General features: G+C 36.4%; 20 protein-coding genes and 1 pseudogene. 15 read left to right on the forward strand and 6 right to left on the reverse strand.

From position 1 onward, the window contains the following. Positions 1–23: 23 nt before the first annotated feature. The 3 genes from AAJG31_RS21395 to AAJG31_RS21405 all read right to left on the reverse strand — a co-directional run bounded on the left by AAJG31_RS21395 (position 24) and on the right by AAJG31_RS21405 (position 1409). Positions 24–158, reverse strand: coding sequence for a hypothetical protein (locus AAJG31_RS21395; RefSeq protein ID WP_004226973.1), 135 nt, complete (start codon positions 156–158; stop codon positions 24–26). 356 nt (positions 159–514) lie between these two features. After that, positions 515–1063, reverse strand: coding sequence for a GNAT family N-acetyltransferase (locus AAJG31_RS21400; RefSeq protein ID WP_279496372.1), 549 nt, complete (start codon positions 1061–1063; stop codon positions 515–517). 10 nt (positions 1064–1073) lie between these two features. Next, positions 1074–1409, reverse strand: coding sequence for a hypothetical protein (locus AAJG31_RS21405; protein ID WP_066036459.1), 336 nt, complete (start codon positions 1407–1409; stop codon positions 1074–1076). A 149-nt stretch (positions 1410–1558) separates the two neighbouring features. On the opposite strand from AAJG31_RS21405, the gene AAJG31_RS21410 reads away from it, so the two are divergent. The 7 genes from AAJG31_RS21410 to AAJG31_RS21440 all read left to right on the forward strand — a co-directional run bounded on the left by AAJG31_RS21410 (position 1559) and on the right by AAJG31_RS21440 (position 6716). After that, on the forward strand, positions 1559–2311 hold the full coding sequence (locus AAJG31_RS21410) for an SMI1/KNR4 family protein (RefSeq protein ID WP_066036458.1): 753 nt from the start codon (positions 1559–1561) through the stop codon (positions 2309–2311). 58 nt (positions 2312–2369) lie between these two features. After that, entirely contained in the window at positions 2370–2708 is a 339-nt protein-coding gene (locus AAJG31_RS21415; protein WP_054550083.1) for a cupin domain-containing protein, read from the forward strand. Between the two features lie 86 nt (positions 2709–2794). Beyond that, positions 2795–3478 (forward strand): VOC family protein, encoded by a 684-nt coding sequence (locus tag AAJG31_RS21420; RefSeq protein WP_036076277.1) that lies wholly within the window; start codon positions 2795–2797, stop codon positions 3476–3478. Positions 3479–3547: 69 nt separating this feature from the next. Beyond that, positions 3548–3940: a GNAT family N-acetyltransferase gene (locus AAJG31_RS21425; RefSeq protein WP_279495610.1), complete on the forward strand. Its 393-nt coding sequence runs from the start codon at positions 3548–3550 to the stop codon at positions 3938–3940. An 18-nt stretch (positions 3941–3958) separates the two neighbouring features. Next, on the forward strand, positions 3959–4948 hold the full coding sequence (locus AAJG31_RS21430; RefSeq protein WP_259948141.1) for a zinc-dependent alcohol dehydrogenase family protein: 990 nt from the start codon (positions 3959–3961) through the stop codon (positions 4946–4948). 266 nt (positions 4949–5214) lie between these two features. After that, entirely contained in the window at positions 5215–6237 is a 1023-nt protein-coding gene (locus AAJG31_RS21435; protein ID WP_259948140.1) for a DUF1835 domain-containing protein, read from the forward strand. 50 nt (positions 6238–6287) lie between these two features. Then, positions 6288–6716 (forward strand): GatB/YqeY domain-containing protein, encoded by a 429-nt coding sequence (locus tag AAJG31_RS21440; protein WP_048392170.1) that lies wholly within the window; start codon positions 6288–6290, stop codon positions 6714–6716. A gap of 81 nt (positions 6717–6797) precedes the next feature. Here the strand turns inward: AAJG31_RS21440 and AAJG31_RS21445 are convergent, their stop codons facing one another. Together AAJG31_RS21445 and AAJG31_RS21450 are read right to left on the reverse strand one after the other, a co-directional pair. Continuing rightward, positions 6798–8495 (reverse strand): methyl-accepting chemotaxis protein, encoded by a 1698-nt coding sequence (locus tag AAJG31_RS21445; protein ID WP_279495609.1) that lies wholly within the window; start codon positions 8493–8495, stop codon positions 6798–6800. Next, positions 8479–10122 (reverse strand): pyridoxal-dependent decarboxylase, encoded by a 1644-nt coding sequence (locus AAJG31_RS21450; protein WP_279495608.1) that lies wholly within the window; start codon positions 10120–10122, stop codon positions 8479–8481. Before AAJG31_RS21450 ends, AAJG31_RS21445 begins: the two co-directional genes overlap by 17 nt. Before the next feature lie 522 nt (positions 10123–10644). On the opposite strand from AAJG31_RS21450, the pseudogene AAJG31_RS21455 reads away from it, so the two are divergent. Next, positions 10645–11004 (forward strand): annotated as a pseudogene (locus AAJG31_RS21455) (hypothetical protein); the annotation flags it as partial. Between the two features lie 213 nt (positions 11005–11217). On the opposite strand, the gene AAJG31_RS21460 reads toward AAJG31_RS21455, so the two are convergent. Further along, positions 11218–11970, reverse strand: a complete 753-nt coding sequence (locus tag AAJG31_RS21460) for a hypothetical protein (RefSeq protein WP_227744900.1) — start codon at positions 11968–11970, stop codon at positions 11218–11220. A gap of 424 nt (positions 11971–12394) precedes the next feature. On the opposite strand from AAJG31_RS21460, the gene AAJG31_RS21465 reads away from it, so the two are divergent. From AAJG31_RS21465 to grpE, 7 genes are all read left to right on the forward strand, one after another. Beyond that, on the forward strand, positions 12395–12601 hold the full coding sequence (locus AAJG31_RS21465; RefSeq protein ID WP_279495607.1) for a helix-turn-helix transcriptional regulator: 207 nt from the start codon (positions 12395–12397) through the stop codon (positions 12599–12601). Between the two features lie 397 nt (positions 12602–12998). Further along, the gene (locus AAJG31_RS21470; RefSeq protein WP_066036452.1) at positions 12999–14198 is read left to right on the forward strand and encodes an oligoribonuclease; all 1200 of its coding nucleotides are present in this window, start codon (positions 12999–13001) and stop codon (positions 14196–14198) included. A 103-nt stretch (positions 14199–14301) separates the two neighbouring features. Further along, positions 14302–15150 carry a DUF4179 domain-containing protein gene (locus AAJG31_RS21475; RefSeq protein ID WP_048392177.1) on the forward strand — a complete coding sequence of 283 codons (849 nt, stop codon included), beginning with the start codon at positions 14302–14304 and terminating at the stop codon, positions 15148–15150. An 85-nt stretch (positions 15151–15235) separates the two neighbouring features. Next, positions 15236–16399 (forward strand): chromate efflux transporter, encoded by a 1164-nt coding sequence (gene chrA, locus AAJG31_RS21480; RefSeq protein ID WP_083225211.1) that lies wholly within the window; start codon positions 15236–15238, stop codon positions 16397–16399. Between the two features lie 172 nt (positions 16400–16571). After that, positions 16572–17717 carry a radical SAM family heme chaperone HemW gene (gene hemW, locus AAJG31_RS21485; protein WP_066036451.1) on the forward strand — a complete coding sequence of 382 codons (1146 nt, stop codon included), beginning with the start codon at positions 16572–16574 and terminating at the stop codon, positions 17715–17717. 89 nt (positions 17718–17806) lie between these two features. Further along, a complete protein-coding gene (hrcA, locus tag AAJG31_RS21490) occupies positions 17807–18835 on the forward strand; it encodes a heat-inducible transcriptional repressor HrcA (RefSeq protein WP_004227036.1) in 1029 nt (342 codons plus the stop codon). Between the two features lie 17 nt (positions 18836–18852). After that, positions 18853–19425, forward strand: a complete 573-nt coding sequence (grpE, locus tag AAJG31_RS21495; RefSeq protein WP_004227038.1) for a nucleotide exchange factor GrpE — start codon at positions 18853–18855, stop codon at positions 19423–19425. Positions 19426–19440 lie beyond the last annotated feature (15 nt).

Below are 19440 nucleotides of genomic sequence, written 5' to 3' on the forward strand. Positions count from 1 at the left end.
AGTGCGACCAACCTGTTTGAAATTTAGTGAAACAATAGGAAAAACTTAGCTAATAAAAAAATGGGGACTCCTACAATTATTACGCCTGCAAAGAAATAACAAAACAACATAAAAACATCGAAAACCGCACCCGCTAAATCATCAATGAATTTTAACATTTCATTCCCCTCCAAACATAATAAGTATTAGCATTTATAATCTCTTTATTGCTTACCAATCATCATACTGATCCAAAGTCTTTTTTAGAGTCTTATCCCACATATCGAGAGTCCCGTAAATTTTTATTAGGATATTTTCATCAGATGGTAACACTTGAAAGCTAAGTGGAAATCATACTGAGTATTCATTGTAATTTGTCATACCCTAAACCACGAACCTTATGTGTAATTCCTAATAACACCCTGTAAATCATTTGGGAAAGTGTTTTATATTGTATGCATAAAGCATGTTATTGACTAAAGATTTGTTTTTTACATAGAGGTTCTTGTGTAATCTGATAGAGCATTTTTTACTTCTATATTCGAAAAGGTAGTGTTCGTTTCCATATCATATGGTGACTATTTGCTCCCCAATAGTTTTCAAGGACAAAATCAGGCTGTCCAAATTTCTTCTGCCAGATCATTTGCGCTTGTTTATATCCACTATCTAAACAAAGACTAGGAACCCTTCGATTTTCTAACGTTAGGAGCATTTTCTGTAGTAGCATGGTGCCGATCCCACGATTTTGATAGTTAGGATGAACAAAAACGGTACCGATTTCTAGACAATTGAATAGTTCCTCTTTGATTGTTTGTTGAATGATTTCGTTGGCTGCACCGCATTCGATAGTGCCTATTATGTCATTGGTTTCTTCATTTAAAGCTAACCAGAAAAATCTTTTTTTGCCCTGGCTTTCTAAGTCCATTGCTACATACTGTTTTTTCGTTTCCCATTCATCCTGTTGATCGTCCACTAGCTCGGCAATTCCTTCTTTTTTATAAGTATCCCGAATGACAAGATCAAAGAATTCGTGTAACGCCTGGATGTCCGACTGTTCTGGACGTCTAATAAGTAATTGCATGATTGCTTGCTCCTTATAATGGATGTCGTTGGTGGTTTAGTAGGGATCGAACTCGTTGCACATCCACATCTAGTAAGTCATTTATATCTTGCTGTACTGCGGTCAATCGATCAAGTGCCAGCTGTAACCAATGATCGGAGGCATCATATTTTTCAGCGTGCCATAGCAACTCTCCATAACAAATGGCAGCACGAATAAATGTGATATGGTCATTCAGCAGATTTGCCAAATGGGTGGCTTGTTTGAGACATGCTTCCCCTTGTTTTACCTTGCCATAATCTAAATAGCGAAGTGCTTTCAAAAATTCCGTGTTGGCTTGCTGTATTATCTGTTCATTCGTATGTTGCATGACAGATCGCTCCCATCCGTTATTTTTGTTCACGTTATGCATACTACCAGTCTATTTTAATGATTATAACATGTTCCCCTTATTTGGTTAATGATGGGGTATGTTAAAATGCAAGAAAGACACTTGGTCATCAAAAGGAGAGAATTCCATTGAAAGATTTAGAAAAGAAACTCGATGCAATATTACAGCAAATGCGTGATTGTATTGATGAGCTTCAGGAGCGGGAGTCAGCCTATCCCATGGTTTTTTATCATCAATCAGAAGAGGATATTAGCCAATTTGTGGATGGTGGGTGGTCATTGCCAGCAGAGTATGTTTATTTTTTGAGACATTATGTTGTTGAAAGGGTTACATGGGCTACAGGTGATTATATTAATCTAAATATCTATGGCGCAAGAGATTTAATACGTGGGCAGGAGGGCTATAATTATAATCCAGTGACAGATGAGATGATTGAGGATTGGCCACATGATTATTTAGTCATTGCCACAGATGAAGGCGATCCCTATTGTCTGGATCTATCAAGAGGTGATACGGCTGTTTTTACCGCTCCCCATGGGACAGGCAATTGGCATTTTTCAATGGCTTATGACAATTTAATTTTGTTCCTTGAAAGTGTACTGATTCCACCTAGTTTAGAAGAAATGTTGCCTGAAGAAAGTTCTGTAGCGTACTATGAACTAACTATTACTGGGGAAGGAAAAGATAAACTAAAGACATTATTGTTGCTAAAAAAATTATTATCTTATGATTATTCACAAGCGAGAAAGGCTTTAGAACAGCCCCCGCTAGTAATTTATAGGGGAGTTGAAGCAGGTGCCTTAAAGTTAGAAGCTGAGTTACAGGCTATCCGTGCAGATTTTCAAAAAAGGAAAATTAGCTTAGCTGAATTTATTGGATGAGGGAAGTTAACAAGAATGATGGATATCCCTCCTCTAAAGCAGGGAAGGAAGTGTAAGGATGAAAATTAACAAAGCATTAGCACAACATTATCAATGGGGAGCACAGTGTGATGGCTGGCATCTTGTACAAAATAGGGAGCTTAGTGTGATACATGAGCGGATGCCTGCTCAAACAGCTGAGGTAAATCATTATCACCATCATGCACAGCAGTTTTTCTTTGTTCTTTCAGGCACAGCTACAATAGAACTGAATGACCAAAGAATTGAGTTAAAGCAACATGAGGGAATTGAAGTACCTCCAAATTTACCACATCAAATGCGAAACGATTCACAAGAAGATGTAGAATTCCTCGTAATATCGCAGCCAAATAGCAGGGGAGATCGAGAGCTTCTCTAACTATACGAAAGTAAACTTCATTCTTTTGCATGAAGCCATTCTAATCAGCTACTTGTATAGTAGGGAGTGTAAAGGGGTGCTTAAAGATGAAGATTACGAAGGTAAAATTATATGTTCATGATATGCAAAAAATGGAGCAATTTTATGTTGATTTGTTAGGTTTTACTTTGTTAGAAAGAACAGCTGACTATTTTACAATAGCCGTGGGAGAAAGCAGGATGACATTTGAAAAGATGCCTTCTAAAATGCCAAAGCAGTATCATTTTGCATTAAATATTCCTAGTAACTTATTTCAACAGGCAAAGATTTGGGCAGAAGAGCATGTAGGCTTGCTGGATTCAGAGGGGCAGGATGAAGTCTATTTTGAGTTTTTAAAAGCATATGCATGCTATTTCTACGATCCAGAAGGCAATATAGTAGAGCTTATTGCAAGACAGGAAATAAATCCGAAACATGCTGAAGTTAATTTTTCTGTAGAGCAAGTGTTACATATTGGAGAAATCAATTTAACGTCAGATGACATTCAAACAATTGCTGAAAAATTAAAGAAGTATGCTATAAACCCTATAGCAAACAAGGAAATTCAACTGGATGGCCTTAATTTTCTAGGAAACTATGAAGACGGAGCCAATATCCTATTAGGACCGAGTGGACGTCTGTGGTATTTTTCTGATAAGAAAGCAGTTATCAGCCCGATTAGTATTGAAATAGACGAAGCTTTACAATTAAATATGGATGAAGAAGGGCAATTAAAGCTTCTGCAACTCTAACATCATAAACTTATTGTTGATTAAATATATGTTATTTTGTATATTTATTCAAAATAAGGAGGGTGTTATATGTATATAATCAAAGAAACAAATCCGACGATAGACTCGTATAAAGCATTGCACCAAACAACTGGCTGGAATGCAAAAGGGCAGTATACGTATGAACAATTATACAAGGCTATTTGTAATAGCTGGTTCAGTACATCTATATATGATGAAGGCAATCTAATTGGCTATGGACGTATTATCTCTGATAGTATCTATCAAACATTTATCTGTGATGTGATGGTGCATCCTGATTATCAACGAAAAGGAGTTGGCACAATGGTGATGGATGCTCTTTTAGAGCAATGTCAGAAAGAAAATATAAAATGGGTTCAATTATTTTGTGCCAAAGGTAAACAACCTTTCTATCAGAAGCTTGGATTTAAGGAACGTATGATGTTGTTCTATACAGAATGAATAAAGGAGCTAGAATCGTTGAAAGCAAAATGCCTAAAAATTTATGAATTTGGAAATCCGCAAGAGGTTGTAAGGCTAGAGAATAAAACAATCGAGCCTCCTCAAGGTCAAGAAATTCTTGTTCGCATGCTAGCCAGACCGATTAATCCCTCAGATTTAATACCAATATGGGGGAAATATGCTCATAGAATCACTTTACCAACTATCCCTGGCTATGAGGGAGTAGGAATAATAGAAGCTGTTGGACCGCTTGTTTCACCAAAGATTATTGGTCAGCGCGTATTACCGTTACGGGGAGAGGGAACTTGGCAGGAAGTAGTGAAAACGCAAGCAGATTTTGCAGTGACTATTCCTGACACGATGAATGATTTTACAGCAGCACAAATGTATATTAATCCAATTACAGCCTTCGTAACATGCTCAGAGGTACTTAATTTACAATCAAACGATGTCTTATTAGTAAATGCTTGTGGCTCTGCCATTGGACATCTCTATGCTCAACTTGCGAAATTGCTAGGCTATCAACTTATTGCTGTGACACGAAGTAATCAGCATACTGAAGAATTACTGCAACTTGGTGCAGCTTTTGTCATTGATACCTCTAATATGCCACTTTACGAAACCGTTATGGCATTAACAAATGGTAGGGGAGCAGATGCAGCAATTGATTCGATTGGTGGAGAGGCTGGCAATCAGCTTGCCTTCTGCGTAAAGCCCGAGGGTATTTTTTTAGCTATTGGTCTTTTATCGGGTATTCAGGTAAATTGGACAAACATTGTGAAGGAAGCAAAGGTACAAGCGAGGATGTTTCATTTACGCCATTGGCAACGTCAGACGTCAATTGAAAAATGGCAACAAACGATGCAACAACTTATACACCTTGTACAGGATGGCTCCTTAAAAATGATGAATGTACATGCTCGTTTTCCATTATTGGATATCCATAAGGCAATCGATGCTGTTGAGGGAACTAAAAAAGGAAAAGTATTTTTAACGAATGTTGATTAAATAACATACTACCGTCGTAGTTGAGCTACTACGTGTAGTATGTTTTTTTATAGGGACATGAGTGTTTTTAGCTCTGGAGAATATAGTTCATACATTGTCCTGCTCCAAAAAGTGAGCAAGTCGCTCAAAAGAAGTGAGCCTCCGCCCAGATTAAAGAATTCACTAGCAATAGTAGTAACATATCTTTAAAACTAACTAAATTAGTAATTTGAGGTAATAAAGAGGTATGATAAGGTTAGGTGTTTTTAAATAAAGGAGTACAGATGATGGAGAAGATCAACCAACTAAAACAGTCAATACAACGATTGAGTGAAGCTGATGCGAAGTCGATGCTTCTTTTAACTTTAATAAATGAACAGTCAAGAGATAGCATGTTACAGTTTTTATTACAGCAAGCTGAGGAGCGGGATGCTTCAACGGTACAAACAGTGCATATTGTATTCGGTCATTCACCTGGGGGGAGCTTGAAAGCAGCCTTTCGTAATCCTGACTATGCTAAGTCCGAGGAGATTATTGTTGTGCCAGGTAATTTTTCTGTTGGTCCTTTAAAAGATGTACATACAAGGGACGGAATTGAAGCTCGTTTTCAATGGTTGGAACAGCGCTATCTAATAGAAGATGATGGATTGATCATATGTGAGCGGGAGATGAAGGAAGCAATAGAGAAAATTAAAAATATCCCCCCTCATCAGGATATACTGATTTGGACTTGTCAAAATGCTCATGAGCAAATAGGGCTTCGACTCGTTTTGGCGATGCTCGAACAGAAAACAAATGATATCTATGTATTAGATACTTTTCAGTTATTTCATGAGTTATATACTTTACCACAGTTAGCAGAGGATCATTATCCAAGATCGACTGGAGAGGTCAGCACAGAGGATTTACTTTACTTTTATGAACATTTCCAAAGATGGCCATTAAAAGAAGCATTGAGGCACTCCCTATGCAAAGAAGGGCTAAATCTGTTAATGGATGATTACGATTGCATACATACATGGAAATATCATGAACTTTGGGGAAATAATAATGAGGATAGAGAGGATGACTTGATCATTACCTGTGCTAAACGTTTACAGGAAGAACAAGAGGAAATTCATTACGAAGTTGCAGCTAGGTTAATTGGAGAGGTACTGGGGCATATGGAAGAATTGAGAGAGGCTGAATGGATCGACTATCGTCTGCGTCAATTAATTCAGCAAGGCATTTTTTCTTATGAAGGTGAGTTAAAGGGAATATTACACTATAAAGTAAAGTTAGCAGATGCAACGAACTATAATCCTTCATGATTTTTATGATATAATTTTTTTGATATAGACGGTTAGAAGGAGTGAGATCATTGTTAAAAACAGAAGTATTTGAACAATTAAAAACGGCAATGAGAGAAAAAGATACGTTAGCGAAGGGTGTATTATCTCTTTTAAAGTCAGCATTAGATTCAGCTGAAAAAGAAAAGGGAGAGGCTTTAACAGCTGACGAAGAAATAGCTATTATTAATCGAGAGGTCAAACAAACAAATCAGGCTTTAGAAGGTGCACAAACGGCTGGGCGAGCAGACCTGATTGAAAAAGAGGAAGCCAAATTGACACTTTTGAGATCCTTTTTACCAAAGCAATTATCAGAAGAAGAAATTGCAGAGAAATTAGTGGCAGCGGGTGTTGGAAAAGGAATGAACATGGGAGAAGCCATGAAAATTGCAAAACCATTGCTGACAGGTCAGGCTGAAGGTGCCGTTATTTCAAAAGTTGTGAAAAATATTATTGCCTAAACTTTTACCATTTTGGTAGGAGAGTTTTTATGGAAAGAAGAATCCGCTATGCCGAAAATGTGCATAGCGGATTTGTTATTTTTATAACTGGAATTTTTGAATGATATTGCGGAGCTGTTGAGCCATTTCAGCTAAGTTATTAGAGGAAGCTGTTATTTCTTCGATACTTGCAGATTGCTCCTCAGAGGCAGCAGCTACGTTTTGAATATTGCCTGAAGCTTGAACAGCTACGACCCCCACTTGTTCAACAGAACTAGCAATACTGCTAACACCTTCATTGATATTGGACATCACGTTATTGACATGGTCCATTTCTCTCGTCAGTGAAGTGACTTGGGTATAAATTTCAGCAAATGCCTCTCCGGATGCATTGAATGTTGTTGAGCTTTCGGCAAGATTACTGCTACTGATAGCCATTGATTTGACGGCTTGTGCAGATTCTTCTTTAATCGTTTCAATGCGTGTACGAATACTGTTAGTTGCCTCTAAAGATTGATCGGCTAATTTACGGACTTCCTCCGCTACAACTGCAAAGCCTTTACCGTGTTCGCCTGCACGCGCTGCCTCAATCGAAGCATTTAATGCAAGTAAATTCGTTTGATCTGTAATTTGGGTAATCAATGTCACAATATCCCCAATTTCATTTGTGTATGTGCTTAAACGTTCTACTACAGCTGCTGACTCTTGAATAGCCTGAGATGTTACGGCCATTTTTTCAGTAGCATCTTGGATTGTTGTGTTGCCTTTTTCTGATATAGCAGATGCTTGGAATGCCTTATCTGTTACATCGGTTACACTTGTCACTACCTCTGACATTTTGTTAGAGATGGTTGTAATATGACTATCCACTTCTTCAATCGAAGAAGTTTGCTTTTCTGAACCCGCTGCAACCTCTTGCATAGAAGAGGTTATTTGCTGAATGGATGCACTTGTCTGTTCAGAGCTTGCTGTTAATTCCTCCGACATTGCGGCCACTTGTTCAGCATTTTGAGCGATTTGTTTAATTAACGAACGCAAATCTTCCGTCATGTTTTCAATGCCTGATGAAAGCTGGGCAATTTCATTGGAACCTTTTATGTGAAGAGGTTCAACAGCCAAATCTCCCTGTGCAACTTGACCAACATAACGTGTCATTTTTTTTATTGGCTTTGTAATGCCTACACTAATAAAGTAAGCAACGATTATACCAAAAATTACAAATACTATCGTTAAAATAATACAAATCCAAAGTGTTTCCGTTTGAAGCTTAGAAATGAAGGAAGCATCCATATCTAAACCGAAAATAATATCTGTATCTTTAAATGGGATAAAAATGGATTTATGGATACCATATTCATCCTTATAAATATCACTTGTTTGTGTGTTACCACTAGCTACGGCTTCATGCATTTCTTCACTAAATACATAATCTTGCTGATGATTGTCGGTATTACTTAGAGCGACGATATGTTCCTTACCATTTGCTTTAGAAAGGATATAGGCGTTTTCAACATCATATTTTTTAACCGTTGCATTCAATTGATCTAAAAGCTTTTTGTATTTGTCAGGGCTACCATTATCCGCTGCCTTTACATCATTTTTCTCAATATCTTCAAAAATCGTTGTCGATGTAATCTCTAAAGTAGATTCAAATTGTTTAATAACAAAGTTGTCAATAATGCGGTAAGAAACGGCAAATAACACAATACTAAAGAGCAAGGAAATAATCGCTATTGGAATGGTGAAACTGGCTATATATTTATAGAGTAAAGAGCTCTTAAATTTAGTGACGATACGCAATGTGAGACGCCTCCAGTACTTTAAGCTTTTGCTGTAAGAATTGAATCATATCAGGAATATGCGCTGTCTCAGTATAAGGTGAAATTGAGAAGAATTTTGCCGCTGCAACTGGAACATGTTGTGTTGTATCACTTGTATGAACGGTGCAAACTCGTGTTGTGTCACCAAAGAATACTTCGTCTCGACCTTCTCCAATAATTTCAAAGAATGAAGCGTTGATGCCATTAATATGTTCAATTTGGTCTTGTGTATAGTGACCAGCTTGTTCAGCTTGCCAATTCATGCCGTCTGGATATAAACGAAACGCTGTGACTGGCCCAATATTGGATTCATTAACCACCTGTAGCATTGGCGTTTTCGCAGCTAATTGAGCACGGAATGCTAAATTCACACGTACATAATTAGCTAATAGTTGTTGATAGCCTTCCTTACCAAATGCCTGCAATGCAGCAAAAATTGCAATGGAGCTACCCATACGAGAGCATTCTAATGTATAGCCAGTATGATAAGAGCCATAACCACGATTGCCTACATATGGCGTATCAAAGTCCTCAATATCTAGTAGCTGTAAACTTTTACCTTCCTTAATTAAGGATAGACTAGTTAAATAAGGTGTTTGGCCAAGCTTTTGGAAATCAAAGCATAGGCTATCCGCAATGGCTAGATGTTGCATACGTTCATGGATTTGTGCTAATCCCTGTAAAACCTCTGACTCAAATTGGAGTGGGTTTTTATTAAAATCATAATCATTGAAGAAGGCATAAAAACCACCTAAAGCCGAATCAGCATGAATATGTACTGGTTGTAAGTTGTATTTCTTCTCAAGGGTTGTTGTGACTTCTTTGATGGCTTGGACATCATCAATACCAAATTGATCAGTAGCACCTGTTGTCGCTACTACATAAACAGGAATACCGCCATTTTCGATGACGTCTGTCATACGTGCACGTAAGTCTTCTACATCCATCGAATGATCTTTACCTGCTTTTACACGCACTAAATGTTTACTGCCGATACCCACGGCTTCTACTGATTTTAAAAGACTGTAATGGGCATTCTCTGAAGCAAAGCAATATAAATTAGTAGGAACACCATCTTCTTTTGCTTGAGGGAATTGTTTTGCAATGGCAAGACGAAGTCCACTAAAAACAGCACCTTGTCCACCCCATGTAGTATAGCCAAAACTTTTCGTATAATCATAGCCTACTAATTTAGACATCATTGCTACTACTTTAACCTCACACTCAGCAGCAGCAGGACCATAAACATCCCATAAATTATTGCCATTCAATAGCGCATTTGTAAACTGTCCTAACACTCCAGGAATACTTGCCATCGGTAAAACATTTGTTACAAAGTTACGTGTATGATAAGGGTGTCCTTGCATTAAATGTGTCAATTCTTTTACAACTTGATCTAGTCCAATCCCAGTTGTTGGCACTTGATGCTCTTGCATAAGCTCTTGATAAAAATTAGCAGATCGCTCTTTCATTGGACCAAGAGTTGTCTTATTTGGGTTCTTTAATTCATCTAATGAGGAAACAATTTTCTCTAATAGGGACAAAAAATTCCCTCTTTGTTGGATATTTCCATCTTCGCTCTGGAATAATTGTTGGATATTTTGCATATTCATCATCCTTTTGTAGTTCATATTTCCTCTATTTTTACTTTAATAAAAATAGGACATTATACTAAAGGTATAATAGCATATTTTAGCAGAGATGGTGATTATATTTTACTGAAAAAATATTTATAGACATTTCTGAAAAATCTAAGTTTTATTGACAAATTCTAACTATGTTACTGTAGCTTGATTTTTAAAGAAATATCTTAAAATGAAAAAGAATGATGATATTATTATAAGAAAAACTTTAAGAGCTATTACTTTTTATCTATTTGACTAGTTAAAAGAAAAAATCTGCACAAAGAAAGTGCAGATTTTAAGAATTTCGTTATAGTTTGTTTATTTTGTGGTTTCAAAATTATAGACATGCTGTGCTTGTTTTTGAATCATTACTTGGGGTGTTAATTTTAATAACTTATTTCTCAGGCTAATTAAAAAACGATTATTCATCTGAGCCATTTTGCCAATATTCCATGATTGCTTAGAGTAGTTGGCAAATGCTTGAGTGATATTTTTAAGATATTCATAGTAAACTCGATGAAAGCTATGGAAGACAAAGAAAAAGAAAAAGATATTTTAAAAACAGCAATCAAGATGGATAAGATTTTAGACAATATGGAATATATAAATGTTCCTGTTAAATACAAAGACATTCACAAAGACATACAAGTAGGGGTTACAGATGCAAGAAAAGCAACAAAGCTTATTAAAGACGCTAGTAAAGAGGATAAACCGAATATGCAAGAAGCTGTACTAAAAAGTACTCCACATTTATCGGGTGTAGATGGGGAAAATTGGGATAATGCACTTTATGAGTTAAGTAAGGAAAATAAAGATGCTTATCTTAAAGCACTTGATAAAATAATGAAAGAACATGCGGAATAATATAGTACTATACAACAATTATAAAGGAATTATTTCGTAAAATTAGTTCTTCAACTAACAGGGTGCTTTAGTTCAATAAGAATTAAACAACTTTAAAGAGCCTTACTACACGCTAGAGTGTAGCAAGGCTCTTATATTTTTATAATAATATTAAACAATTTTATTATCGGTTTACCTTTTAAACGTCCATAGAAGGGGATTTTTAATTAACTATTAATGGATTAGACATACCATAACATGAGAACCTAAACAACTAGCACACGCAACAGCACCTACAACATTGCCACCAAATATTACTGACGCACATGCGGCACTACAAATTTGTTTTGTTAGTTCAGGGGCATCATACCAATAGTTTTTTAAGCATTCCCATGAATCACTCCAATAACCTGCTTTAGCACTATTAGTTGATAAAAGGGAAACTTCTGAATTTTCATCGAAATAAACTTGTTTATCAATTACTTTATTTGTACCTACTTCAAGAGTCATACCAAGCATGTCTTCATTGTTTAATGTTGCATAAGTAACATTGATTTCATTATTCTCTATATCTAAAGTTGATTTCATAATGATAAATTCGCCAACTTCACCAGTGGTTTTATCATAAGTAGTCAATAATCGAATATCAAAACTTTCATTGTTCTTTTTATAAGGAATCATCAAACCATCTTTATTCTTACCGTAATCCATATACTCAGTATTTTGCCAATCAAAGTCTTCTCTACTGTATTCACTATGTGTGAAATTCTCTGCAATATCTAAATCCTGTTTCACTTCATTTACAACTACTGAGTCATTAAGGAAACCATTCTTTTCAATTTGCAAAGGTGCTTGTTGTGAGCAACTATTACAATCAGTAGTGTCAGTAGTTTCATTTTTTTCTTTAGCTAAAGCACCTAAATTTACAGATAGGGGTTGAAATGCTAAAAACATAACCATTACAAAAAAGATCAATTTTTTCTTCATTTACTATTCCTCCTAAATTTAAATTTACTTTTTTTTGAAAAATTTGTACCACGGGGTACCTATAAAGAAAACAGCAAACAATAGGATAAGAAAATCATAGGTTTGTATCCCATCTGAAAAAAGGATAAGCAATACGGCTATAAATGCCAATACTCTAAGTAGGACTGATTTTTTCATTTAAGACCCCCATTCTTTTCTGATATTTCGGGAACGGTTGATATACAAAAACCATTCATGGAAAATTCTAACATAAAAAATATTTAATTACCATAAATATACCAATTATTTTATTTTCTTTTATACTACGAAGTATATTCTGTTCTACTAAATAGGTGTAACATTAGATATTATTTTTAAAATATATGTGATATATAATTTACATAAAGTAAACTATATTTTACTCCATATATATGGAGGTTAATATATGAAAAATCATGTAAAAATTGCACGTGTCAAAGCAGATTTGACACAACAACAATTAGCCGATGCAGTAGGAATATCAAGACAGACTGTACTACGGATAGATAAGGGGAGTTTTAATCCATCCTTGAAGCTTTGTTTACTGATTTGCTATATAGTGAATGCGACATTGGATGAAATATTTTGGGTTAATCAAGGAGATTTTGAATAGAGATTCTAAATAACCTATTTTAATGTAGAAGGAGCAGAGGGAAATGAATGTAGAAACAACTTTGATAATGATGGAAGCTGAAAGATAACAGGCTCAGATTAAAGTGCTAGAACAAATTAAATTGGCAACATACGATAAAGTGATCGCCCAATTGGAGAAAATTTCGCAAGAATAAAAGAATTTAATTACAATTACAAAGGTTTAAAACAAAGACAAAATAAATCCGATTCCACTATAAGCTAGTTTCCTTTTCATTCACTGTGTCCTCCCTTTCACCCTAAAGATGTATGGTTTTAATGTATGTTATCTGAAAAACAATATCAATGTTGTTACGTATTGAACGTCATTAGCTGTTTGAATACCAAAAAAATACCCATACTACAATCGAGGTGAGAACATGTATAAATTATTATCACATAACGATTTAGACGGAGTAGGGTGTGGGATTTTAGCCAAGCTTGCTTTTAACGATAAGGTGAAGATACGCTACAATTCCATTACAGCACTTGATCGCGAAATCGAATTCTTTTTGGAGAATGATCAACAGAAAACATTTTTGTTTATTACAGATCTTTCTCCAAATGAAGAGAATGAAAAAAGGATTCATGATTATTATCAGGCGACTGGTAATGTGCAATTGTTGGACCATCATAAGACAGCACTCCATTTCAATCAATATGAATGGGGAAAGGTATTAATTGAGGATGAGCAAGGCTTTTTAACGTCAGCTACATCTTTATATTATCAATACCTGGTTATCCATGGACTATTAGAAAAAACAGAAGCCGTTTCTGAATTTGTAGAGTTAGTAAGACAATACGATACATGGGAATGGGAAAAGAACGGCAATTTACAAGCGCAAAGATTAAATGCACTCTTTTTTCTAGTGTCTATTGAAGAATTTGAAGAGAAAATGCTTGAGCGTTTAAAAACAAGTGATCACTTTGACTTCGATGATTTTGAAAAGAAAATTTTAAGCATGGAAGAAGAAAAAACAGAGCGTTACATTCGGCGTAAGAAACGGGAGCTTATTCAAACTACTTTGGGAGAATACTATGCTGGGGTTGTCTATGCAGAATCCTATCTTTCTGAACTTGGTAATGAATTGGGAAAGGAAAATCCGCATCTTGATTATATTGCGATGATTAATATGGGCAGTAAGAAGATATCCTTTCGAACAATCCATGATCATATTGATGTGTCAGCTATTGCTGCCAAATATGGTGGAGGTGGACATCAAAAGGCTGCTGGCTGCTCATTAACAGAGGAAGCTTACAAGCAGTATGTAGTGGCAACATTCCATATAGAGCCTATTCCAGAGGATGCAAGAAGAAATCGTTATAATGTAAAAGGGTCTACGTTTGGAACTTTCTATAAAAATCAGCAAGATGAAATGTTTATGCTCTATTCAAACGATGAGGTTGATTGGATAATTGAAAAAAATAACATGCTACTGACACAATCCTTTGCGAGCTTTAATGAAGCGGAGTGGTTTTTAAAGCGAAATAAACAAGCATGGCTAGTAAGAGATGATCTCTTTGTGGACTATTTAATGCGTGAAGTCAATAAAGGTCGTCATCTACATAAAGGGATGTAATATCCTTTTATACATAAATGAATCTTCAACATAGAAGGTTATATAATGCATGATTGAGCACTACAATGAATCATAATGATTTTTATAAAAATGAGGTGTACGGTTGTCCAATGATATGATTCGAGTTGTGGATTTGGATAAGGAAAATCGGAGAAGTAAGAAGTGGCTTATTGTTGTGATCCTTTTATTAATGATTGCTAGTGGATCGACGCTGTATTTGTGGTGGGATCAGGATGTGAATTTTGAAGCCTATAAAACGGATGTAGGGAAAACAGCTAGCAATAGCTTAGGACGGTTAACATTAAATGAAGTGATTATAGATGACAATCAAATTTTACTGAATGCAACTTTCGAACCTGGAAAAGAGTTTAAGCCAGACCATCAAGTATTTTTCTTTCCGCAAATTCTTGTCAATGGGCAAGATTATATGGTTCGTAATGGAGGACAGTCCATAGCAAAGTCTGCCAACGTCTATACGATATACAATAGTATTAAAATGGATGATTTTCCGGCTGATGAACAATTAGAATTAGTTATTCGTTATAAAGATTGGAATGTTGAAACACCAATTGAGAAGCCTTGGGAATTTCAGGTAGATGCTTCACAAGAGCAATTACAACAAGATCGTGAAATCTTTTCCATTGATAAAAAAGTGAAGCATGTTGATCAGCAGGAAATAACCATCGACAAAGTTGTCTCCACACCTATTTCCACAACGATTTATTTTCATGCTGAGGAAAGTGTTGTCAATGATGCGTTACACTTTAAAATCCAATCAAAATCTGGACAATCATGGGATTTTGCAGCACCCTATCCATTAAATAAAGAAGGTACAAGGTGGGGAAGTCGTGTAGATGCACTCTATCTAACAGAAAAAAAATACACTTTAATTCCAATCAATAAAGAGGGTAGTAAAGTAGGTTCTGCAATTAAAATAAAGAGAGATGAATAATGAAGTAAATTTTACAAACTCTTAATCTAAAAAAAACTGCTTTCCGTGTAAGATGAAATAAAAGATATGGAAAGTAGTTGAGAGTTTGCGAAGGCTTTGGGAGATTTTTTTTGTTGCTTTAAAATTGGGCTGTACCTCATTCGGAGGCCCAACAGCTCATCTAGGTTATTTTCAACAGGAATATGTACAGAAACGTAAATGGCTTTCTGCACATGATTATGGTCAACTCGTTATGTTAAGTCAATTTTTGCCTGGTCCTGCATCTAGTCAGGTGGGGATGGGGGTTGGTTTACTTAGAGGAGGAGTACTAGGAAGCTTTCTATCATTTCTTGGTTTTACCTTACCATCAGTTCTGATACTTATACTTTTTGCCTATTTCTCCAAGTATACAGAGTTTAAGATGGATTGGATTCATGGTTTGAAGTTAGTAGCAGTGGCGATTGTCGCTCATGCTATTTTTGATATGGGTAAAAAACTACTCTCGACAAAATGGCATTGGTTGATTGCTTTATTGACATTGATAACAGTATTGACATGGCTAAATCCATTGGCACAAATCGTAGCAATATTGATCGCTGCTTGTTTAGGCTTTCAACTACTGAAAAAAAGTGATGAGGGTAATACCTCAAAATTAGTTCATATACCCATCTCAAAAACCACGGGCATTGTTTTACTAGTACTTTTTTTCGTGCTACTCCTAGGTTTACCTATATTAGCCGCTTTATGGCATCTTGAGTGGATTTCTATGATAGAGAAGTTTTATCTTGCAGGTGCCTTAGTATTTGGTGGCGGACACGTTGTTTTACCTTTACTGGAAACACAATTTGTTCAAAGTGGTCAAATAAGTACCTCAGATTTTTTAGCTGGCTATGGTATGACACAGGCAGTTCCAGGACCTTTATTTACATTTGCTGCATATATCGGTATGGTTATTGCTGGCGTTCCGGGAGCTATTATTGCTACTTTCGCAATATTTTTACCGGCGTTTTTGCTAGTGGTTGGAGCGCTACCATTTTGGATTAGCCTAAGTCGAATTGCACGACTTAGAGGTGCGATGGCAGGCGCAAATGCGGCAGTCGTTGGCATTCTAGCTGCTGCTTTTGTACATCCCATTGTGACACAAACCATCATCAGCACGTTAGATATTTTCATAGTAGCTGTCTTTTTATGGTGTTTAATTCGATGGAAAATACAGCCTTATTTATTGGTGCTGTTAGGAATTGTTGTGGGCGTCATTTTTTATACATGAAAAATCTGCACTTTCGATTGTTAGATTCTAACTAATAATCGGAGGTGCAGTTTGTTTTGTCATTACAGAATCAATATTCATTAAAAGTACCTGTGAGGTTTCATAGCGTTCCTTCTATCGATTCGTTATAATGTAGAAATGGAAAAGACTTAACGCGAAAGAAGGGATTGCTATGGCACGAGGTGTTTACATTCATATTCCTTTCTGTCATCAAATCTGTAATTATTGTGATTTCAATAAATTTTATTTTAAAAATCAACCAGTGGATGAATATATCGAAGCACTTGGAAAAGAAATGGCCCTGACAACCGAAAAACATCCTGAAACATTCCGTAACATCGAGACGATTTTTCTTGGTGGCGGAACACCGACAGCTTTATCTCCTGAGCAATTGGACAAACTACTAACGTCTATTCATACGTATATTCCAATGAATAGTGTGACAGAATTTACATCAGAGGCAAATCCAGATGAATTGTCTGCAGCCAAATTGCAGGTGTTGTTCGACGGTGGTGTTAATCGTTTAAGCATGGGTGTACAATCTTTTGACCAGGGATTGCTACAGAAGATTGGACGCACTCATAGTAATGATCATGTCTATGAAACAATTGCCCTGGCTAGAAAAATTGGCTTCCGTAATATCAGCATTGATTTAATGTATGGTTTACCTGGGCAAACGATGGCGCAATGGAAGGATTCATTAGCCAAAGCTTTTACTCTTGATTTGCCACATTTCTCTGCCTATTCTCTTATTGTGGAACCCAAAACGATTTTTTATAATCAGTACGCTAAAGGGAAACTGTATTTACCGACAGAAGATTTAGAAGCGGATATGTATGATGTGCTGATGCAACAAATGGCCTTACATGGGCTTCAACAATACGAAATCAGTAATTTTGCAAAACCAGGATATCATTCAGAGCATAACAAGATTTATTGGGATAATGATGAATATGCAGGGTTTGGCGCAGGAGCTCATGGGTATTTAGCAGGTATACGCTATTCTAATCACGGTCCATTAAAAAAGTATATGGAAGCTGTTGAGGCAAATGAGCTACCAATTGTCCACGCACATGAAGTATCACAAGTGGAAAAAAGAGAAGAACAAATGTTTTTAGGGCTAAGAAAAACAGAGGGTGTTATGCACTCTATATATGAAGAGAAATTTAAAACACCTATGACTGCGCATTATGATGTGGTAATAAAAGATCTAGTGTCAAAGGGGCTTTTAGAACAGGATGAGCTTGGTGTTCGCCTGACAAGAAAAGGGCGTTTTGTGGGCAATGAAGTATTTCAACAATTTTTGCTAGAAGATTGAGCGATATCGTTGACATAAAATGTGGGATTTGATAACTTAATAATAGTATTAGCACTCCTCTTAGTTGAGTGCTAACAGAGGTGATAATCATGCTAACAAATCGGCAGTTACAGATATTGCAAGTCATTGTAGACGACTTTATTGTGTCTGCGCAGCCGGTAGGTTCTCGCCAAATCTCCAAAAAACAAGGGATTACATTTAGTCCAGCCACTATTCGAAACGAAATGGCGGATTTAGAGGAATTAGGCTTTTTAGAAAAAACGCATACCTCCTCTGGTCGAGTGCCTTCGGAAAAGGGTTACAGATTTTATGTAGATCATTTGTTGAGTCCTCAAGGTATCAATTCCAAGGACATTCAACAAATTCAATCAATTTTTAATGATCGACTAGTAGAAGTAGAGCATATTATCCGAAAGTCAGCCAACATTTTATCAGAGCTGACATCGTATACTTCCATACTTTTAGGACCTGATGTCCAAAGGCATCGTGTTAAACGATTTTCAATTGTCCCTCTTTCTAGCGACACAGCAGTAGCGATTATCGTGACGAATAATGGGCATGTAGAAAACCGCATGTTCAATCTACCACCTGACTTTACCGCTTCTGATTTAGAGAAAATGGTAAATATCTTAAATGATCGCCTTATTGGAGTTTCATTAGAAGATCTCCATAAAAGCCTTGAGGCTGAAGTGCTAGCAGTGTTACAGCAACATGTTCGATCAGCGGATGATTTTATTCGCGCACTTATCACAGCAACAATGCATAATTCAGAAAGTAAAATTTTCTATGGTGGGAAAACGAATATGTTCAACCAACCAGAATTCCATGACTTAAATAAAGTCCGAATGATTTTGGACTTAATGGAGACGACTAGCCAAGTGCAGTCACTTTTCCATCCGAATGAATCAGGTATTCATATTCGGATAGGCTCAGAAAATAAACAACTAGAAATGGAAAATTGCAGTGTCATTACCACTACCTATTCTATTGGTGATGATCAACAGGGAGCCATTGCTATTATTGGCCCTACACGTATGGATTATAAGCGTGTTGTGGCTTTATTAGACGTAATGCGCTTGGATTTAACACAAGCCTTTATGAAGAATCGTAGTGAATGATAATGAGGAGGATTCAAGTGACGGAAACAACGGAAAACAAAGATTTAGTACAAGAAGATGTACAAGCTGAAACGACAACTGAGGAAGTAGAGCAAACAGAAGTTCAGGAAGAAGTAGAGTTATCAATTGAAGAACAGTATGAGGCTAAGCTGGCTGAACTACAAGCAAAGCTGGCTGACGAAGAAAATCGTCACCTACGTTTACGTGCTGACTTCGATAATATGCGTCGTCGTAATCAGTTAGACCGTGAGGCAGCTGAAAAGTATCGCGCCCAAAGCTTACTATCTGATCTATTACCAGTCCTTGATAATTTTGAACGTGCTTTACAAGTAGAGACAACTTCTGAAGAGACTGCATCGATCATTAAAGGAATTGAAATGGTGTATCGCTCTTTAATTGAAGCAACAGAAAAAGAAGGTCTGCAAGTGATTAAAGCTGAAGGTGAGCAATTTGATCCAACGATTCACCAAGCTGTTATGCAAGAACAAGATAGTGAAAAAGAAACGGGTATCGTCTTACGCGAACTACAAAAAGGGTATATCTTAAAGGATCGTGTATTACGCCCAACAATGGTATCTGTGAACGAATAGTCTTTGCACTATTTA

Origin of the sequence: Lysinibacillus sp. BS3 (assembly GCF_039614735.1) — a bacterium.
GTDB lineage: Bacteria > Bacillota > Bacilli > Bacillales_A > Planococcaceae > Lysinibacillus > Lysinibacillus capsici.

Coding starts and splice junctions, on each gene's coding strand:
- AAJG31_RS21395 (WP_004226973.1), bottom strand. CDS start 158: ATGTTAAAATTCATTGATGATTTAGCGGGTGCGGTTTTCGATGTTTTT.
- AAJG31_RS21405 (WP_066036459.1), bottom strand. CDS start 1,409: ATGCAACATACGAATGAACAGATAATACAGCAAGCCAACACGGAATTT.
- AAJG31_RS21415 (WP_054550083.1), top strand. CDS start 2,370: ATGAAAATTAACAAAGCATTAGCACAACATTATCAATGGGGAGCACAG.
- AAJG31_RS21420 (WP_036076277.1), top strand. CDS start 2,795: ATGAAGATTACGAAGGTAAAATTATATGTTCATGATATGCAAAAAATG.
- AAJG31_RS21425 (WP_279495610.1), top strand. CDS start 3,548: ATGTATATAATCAAAGAAACAAATCCGACGATAGACTCGTATAAAGCA.
- AAJG31_RS21435 (WP_259948140.1), top strand. CDS start 5,215: ATGGAGAAGATCAACCAACTAAAACAGTCAATACAACGATTGAGTGAA.
- AAJG31_RS21450 (WP_279495608.1), bottom strand. CDS start 10,122: ATGCAAAATATCCAACAATTATTCCAGAGCGAAGATGGAAATATCCAA.
- AAJG31_RS21460 (WP_227744900.1), bottom strand. CDS start 11,970: ATGAAGAAAAAATTGATCTTTTTTGTAATGGTTATGTTTTTAGCATTT.
- AAJG31_RS21465 (WP_279495607.1), top strand. CDS start 12,395: ATGAAAAATCATGTAAAAATTGCACGTGTCAAAGCAGATTTGACACAA.
- AAJG31_RS21470 (WP_066036452.1), top strand. CDS start 12,999: ATGTATAAATTATTATCACATAACGATTTAGACGGAGTAGGGTGTGGG.
- hemW (WP_066036451.1), top strand. CDS start 16,572: ATGGCACGAGGTGTTTACATTCATATTCCTTTCTGTCATCAAATCTGT.
- hrcA (WP_004227036.1), top strand. CDS start 17,807: ATGCTAACAAATCGGCAGTTACAGATATTGCAAGTCATTGTAGACGAC.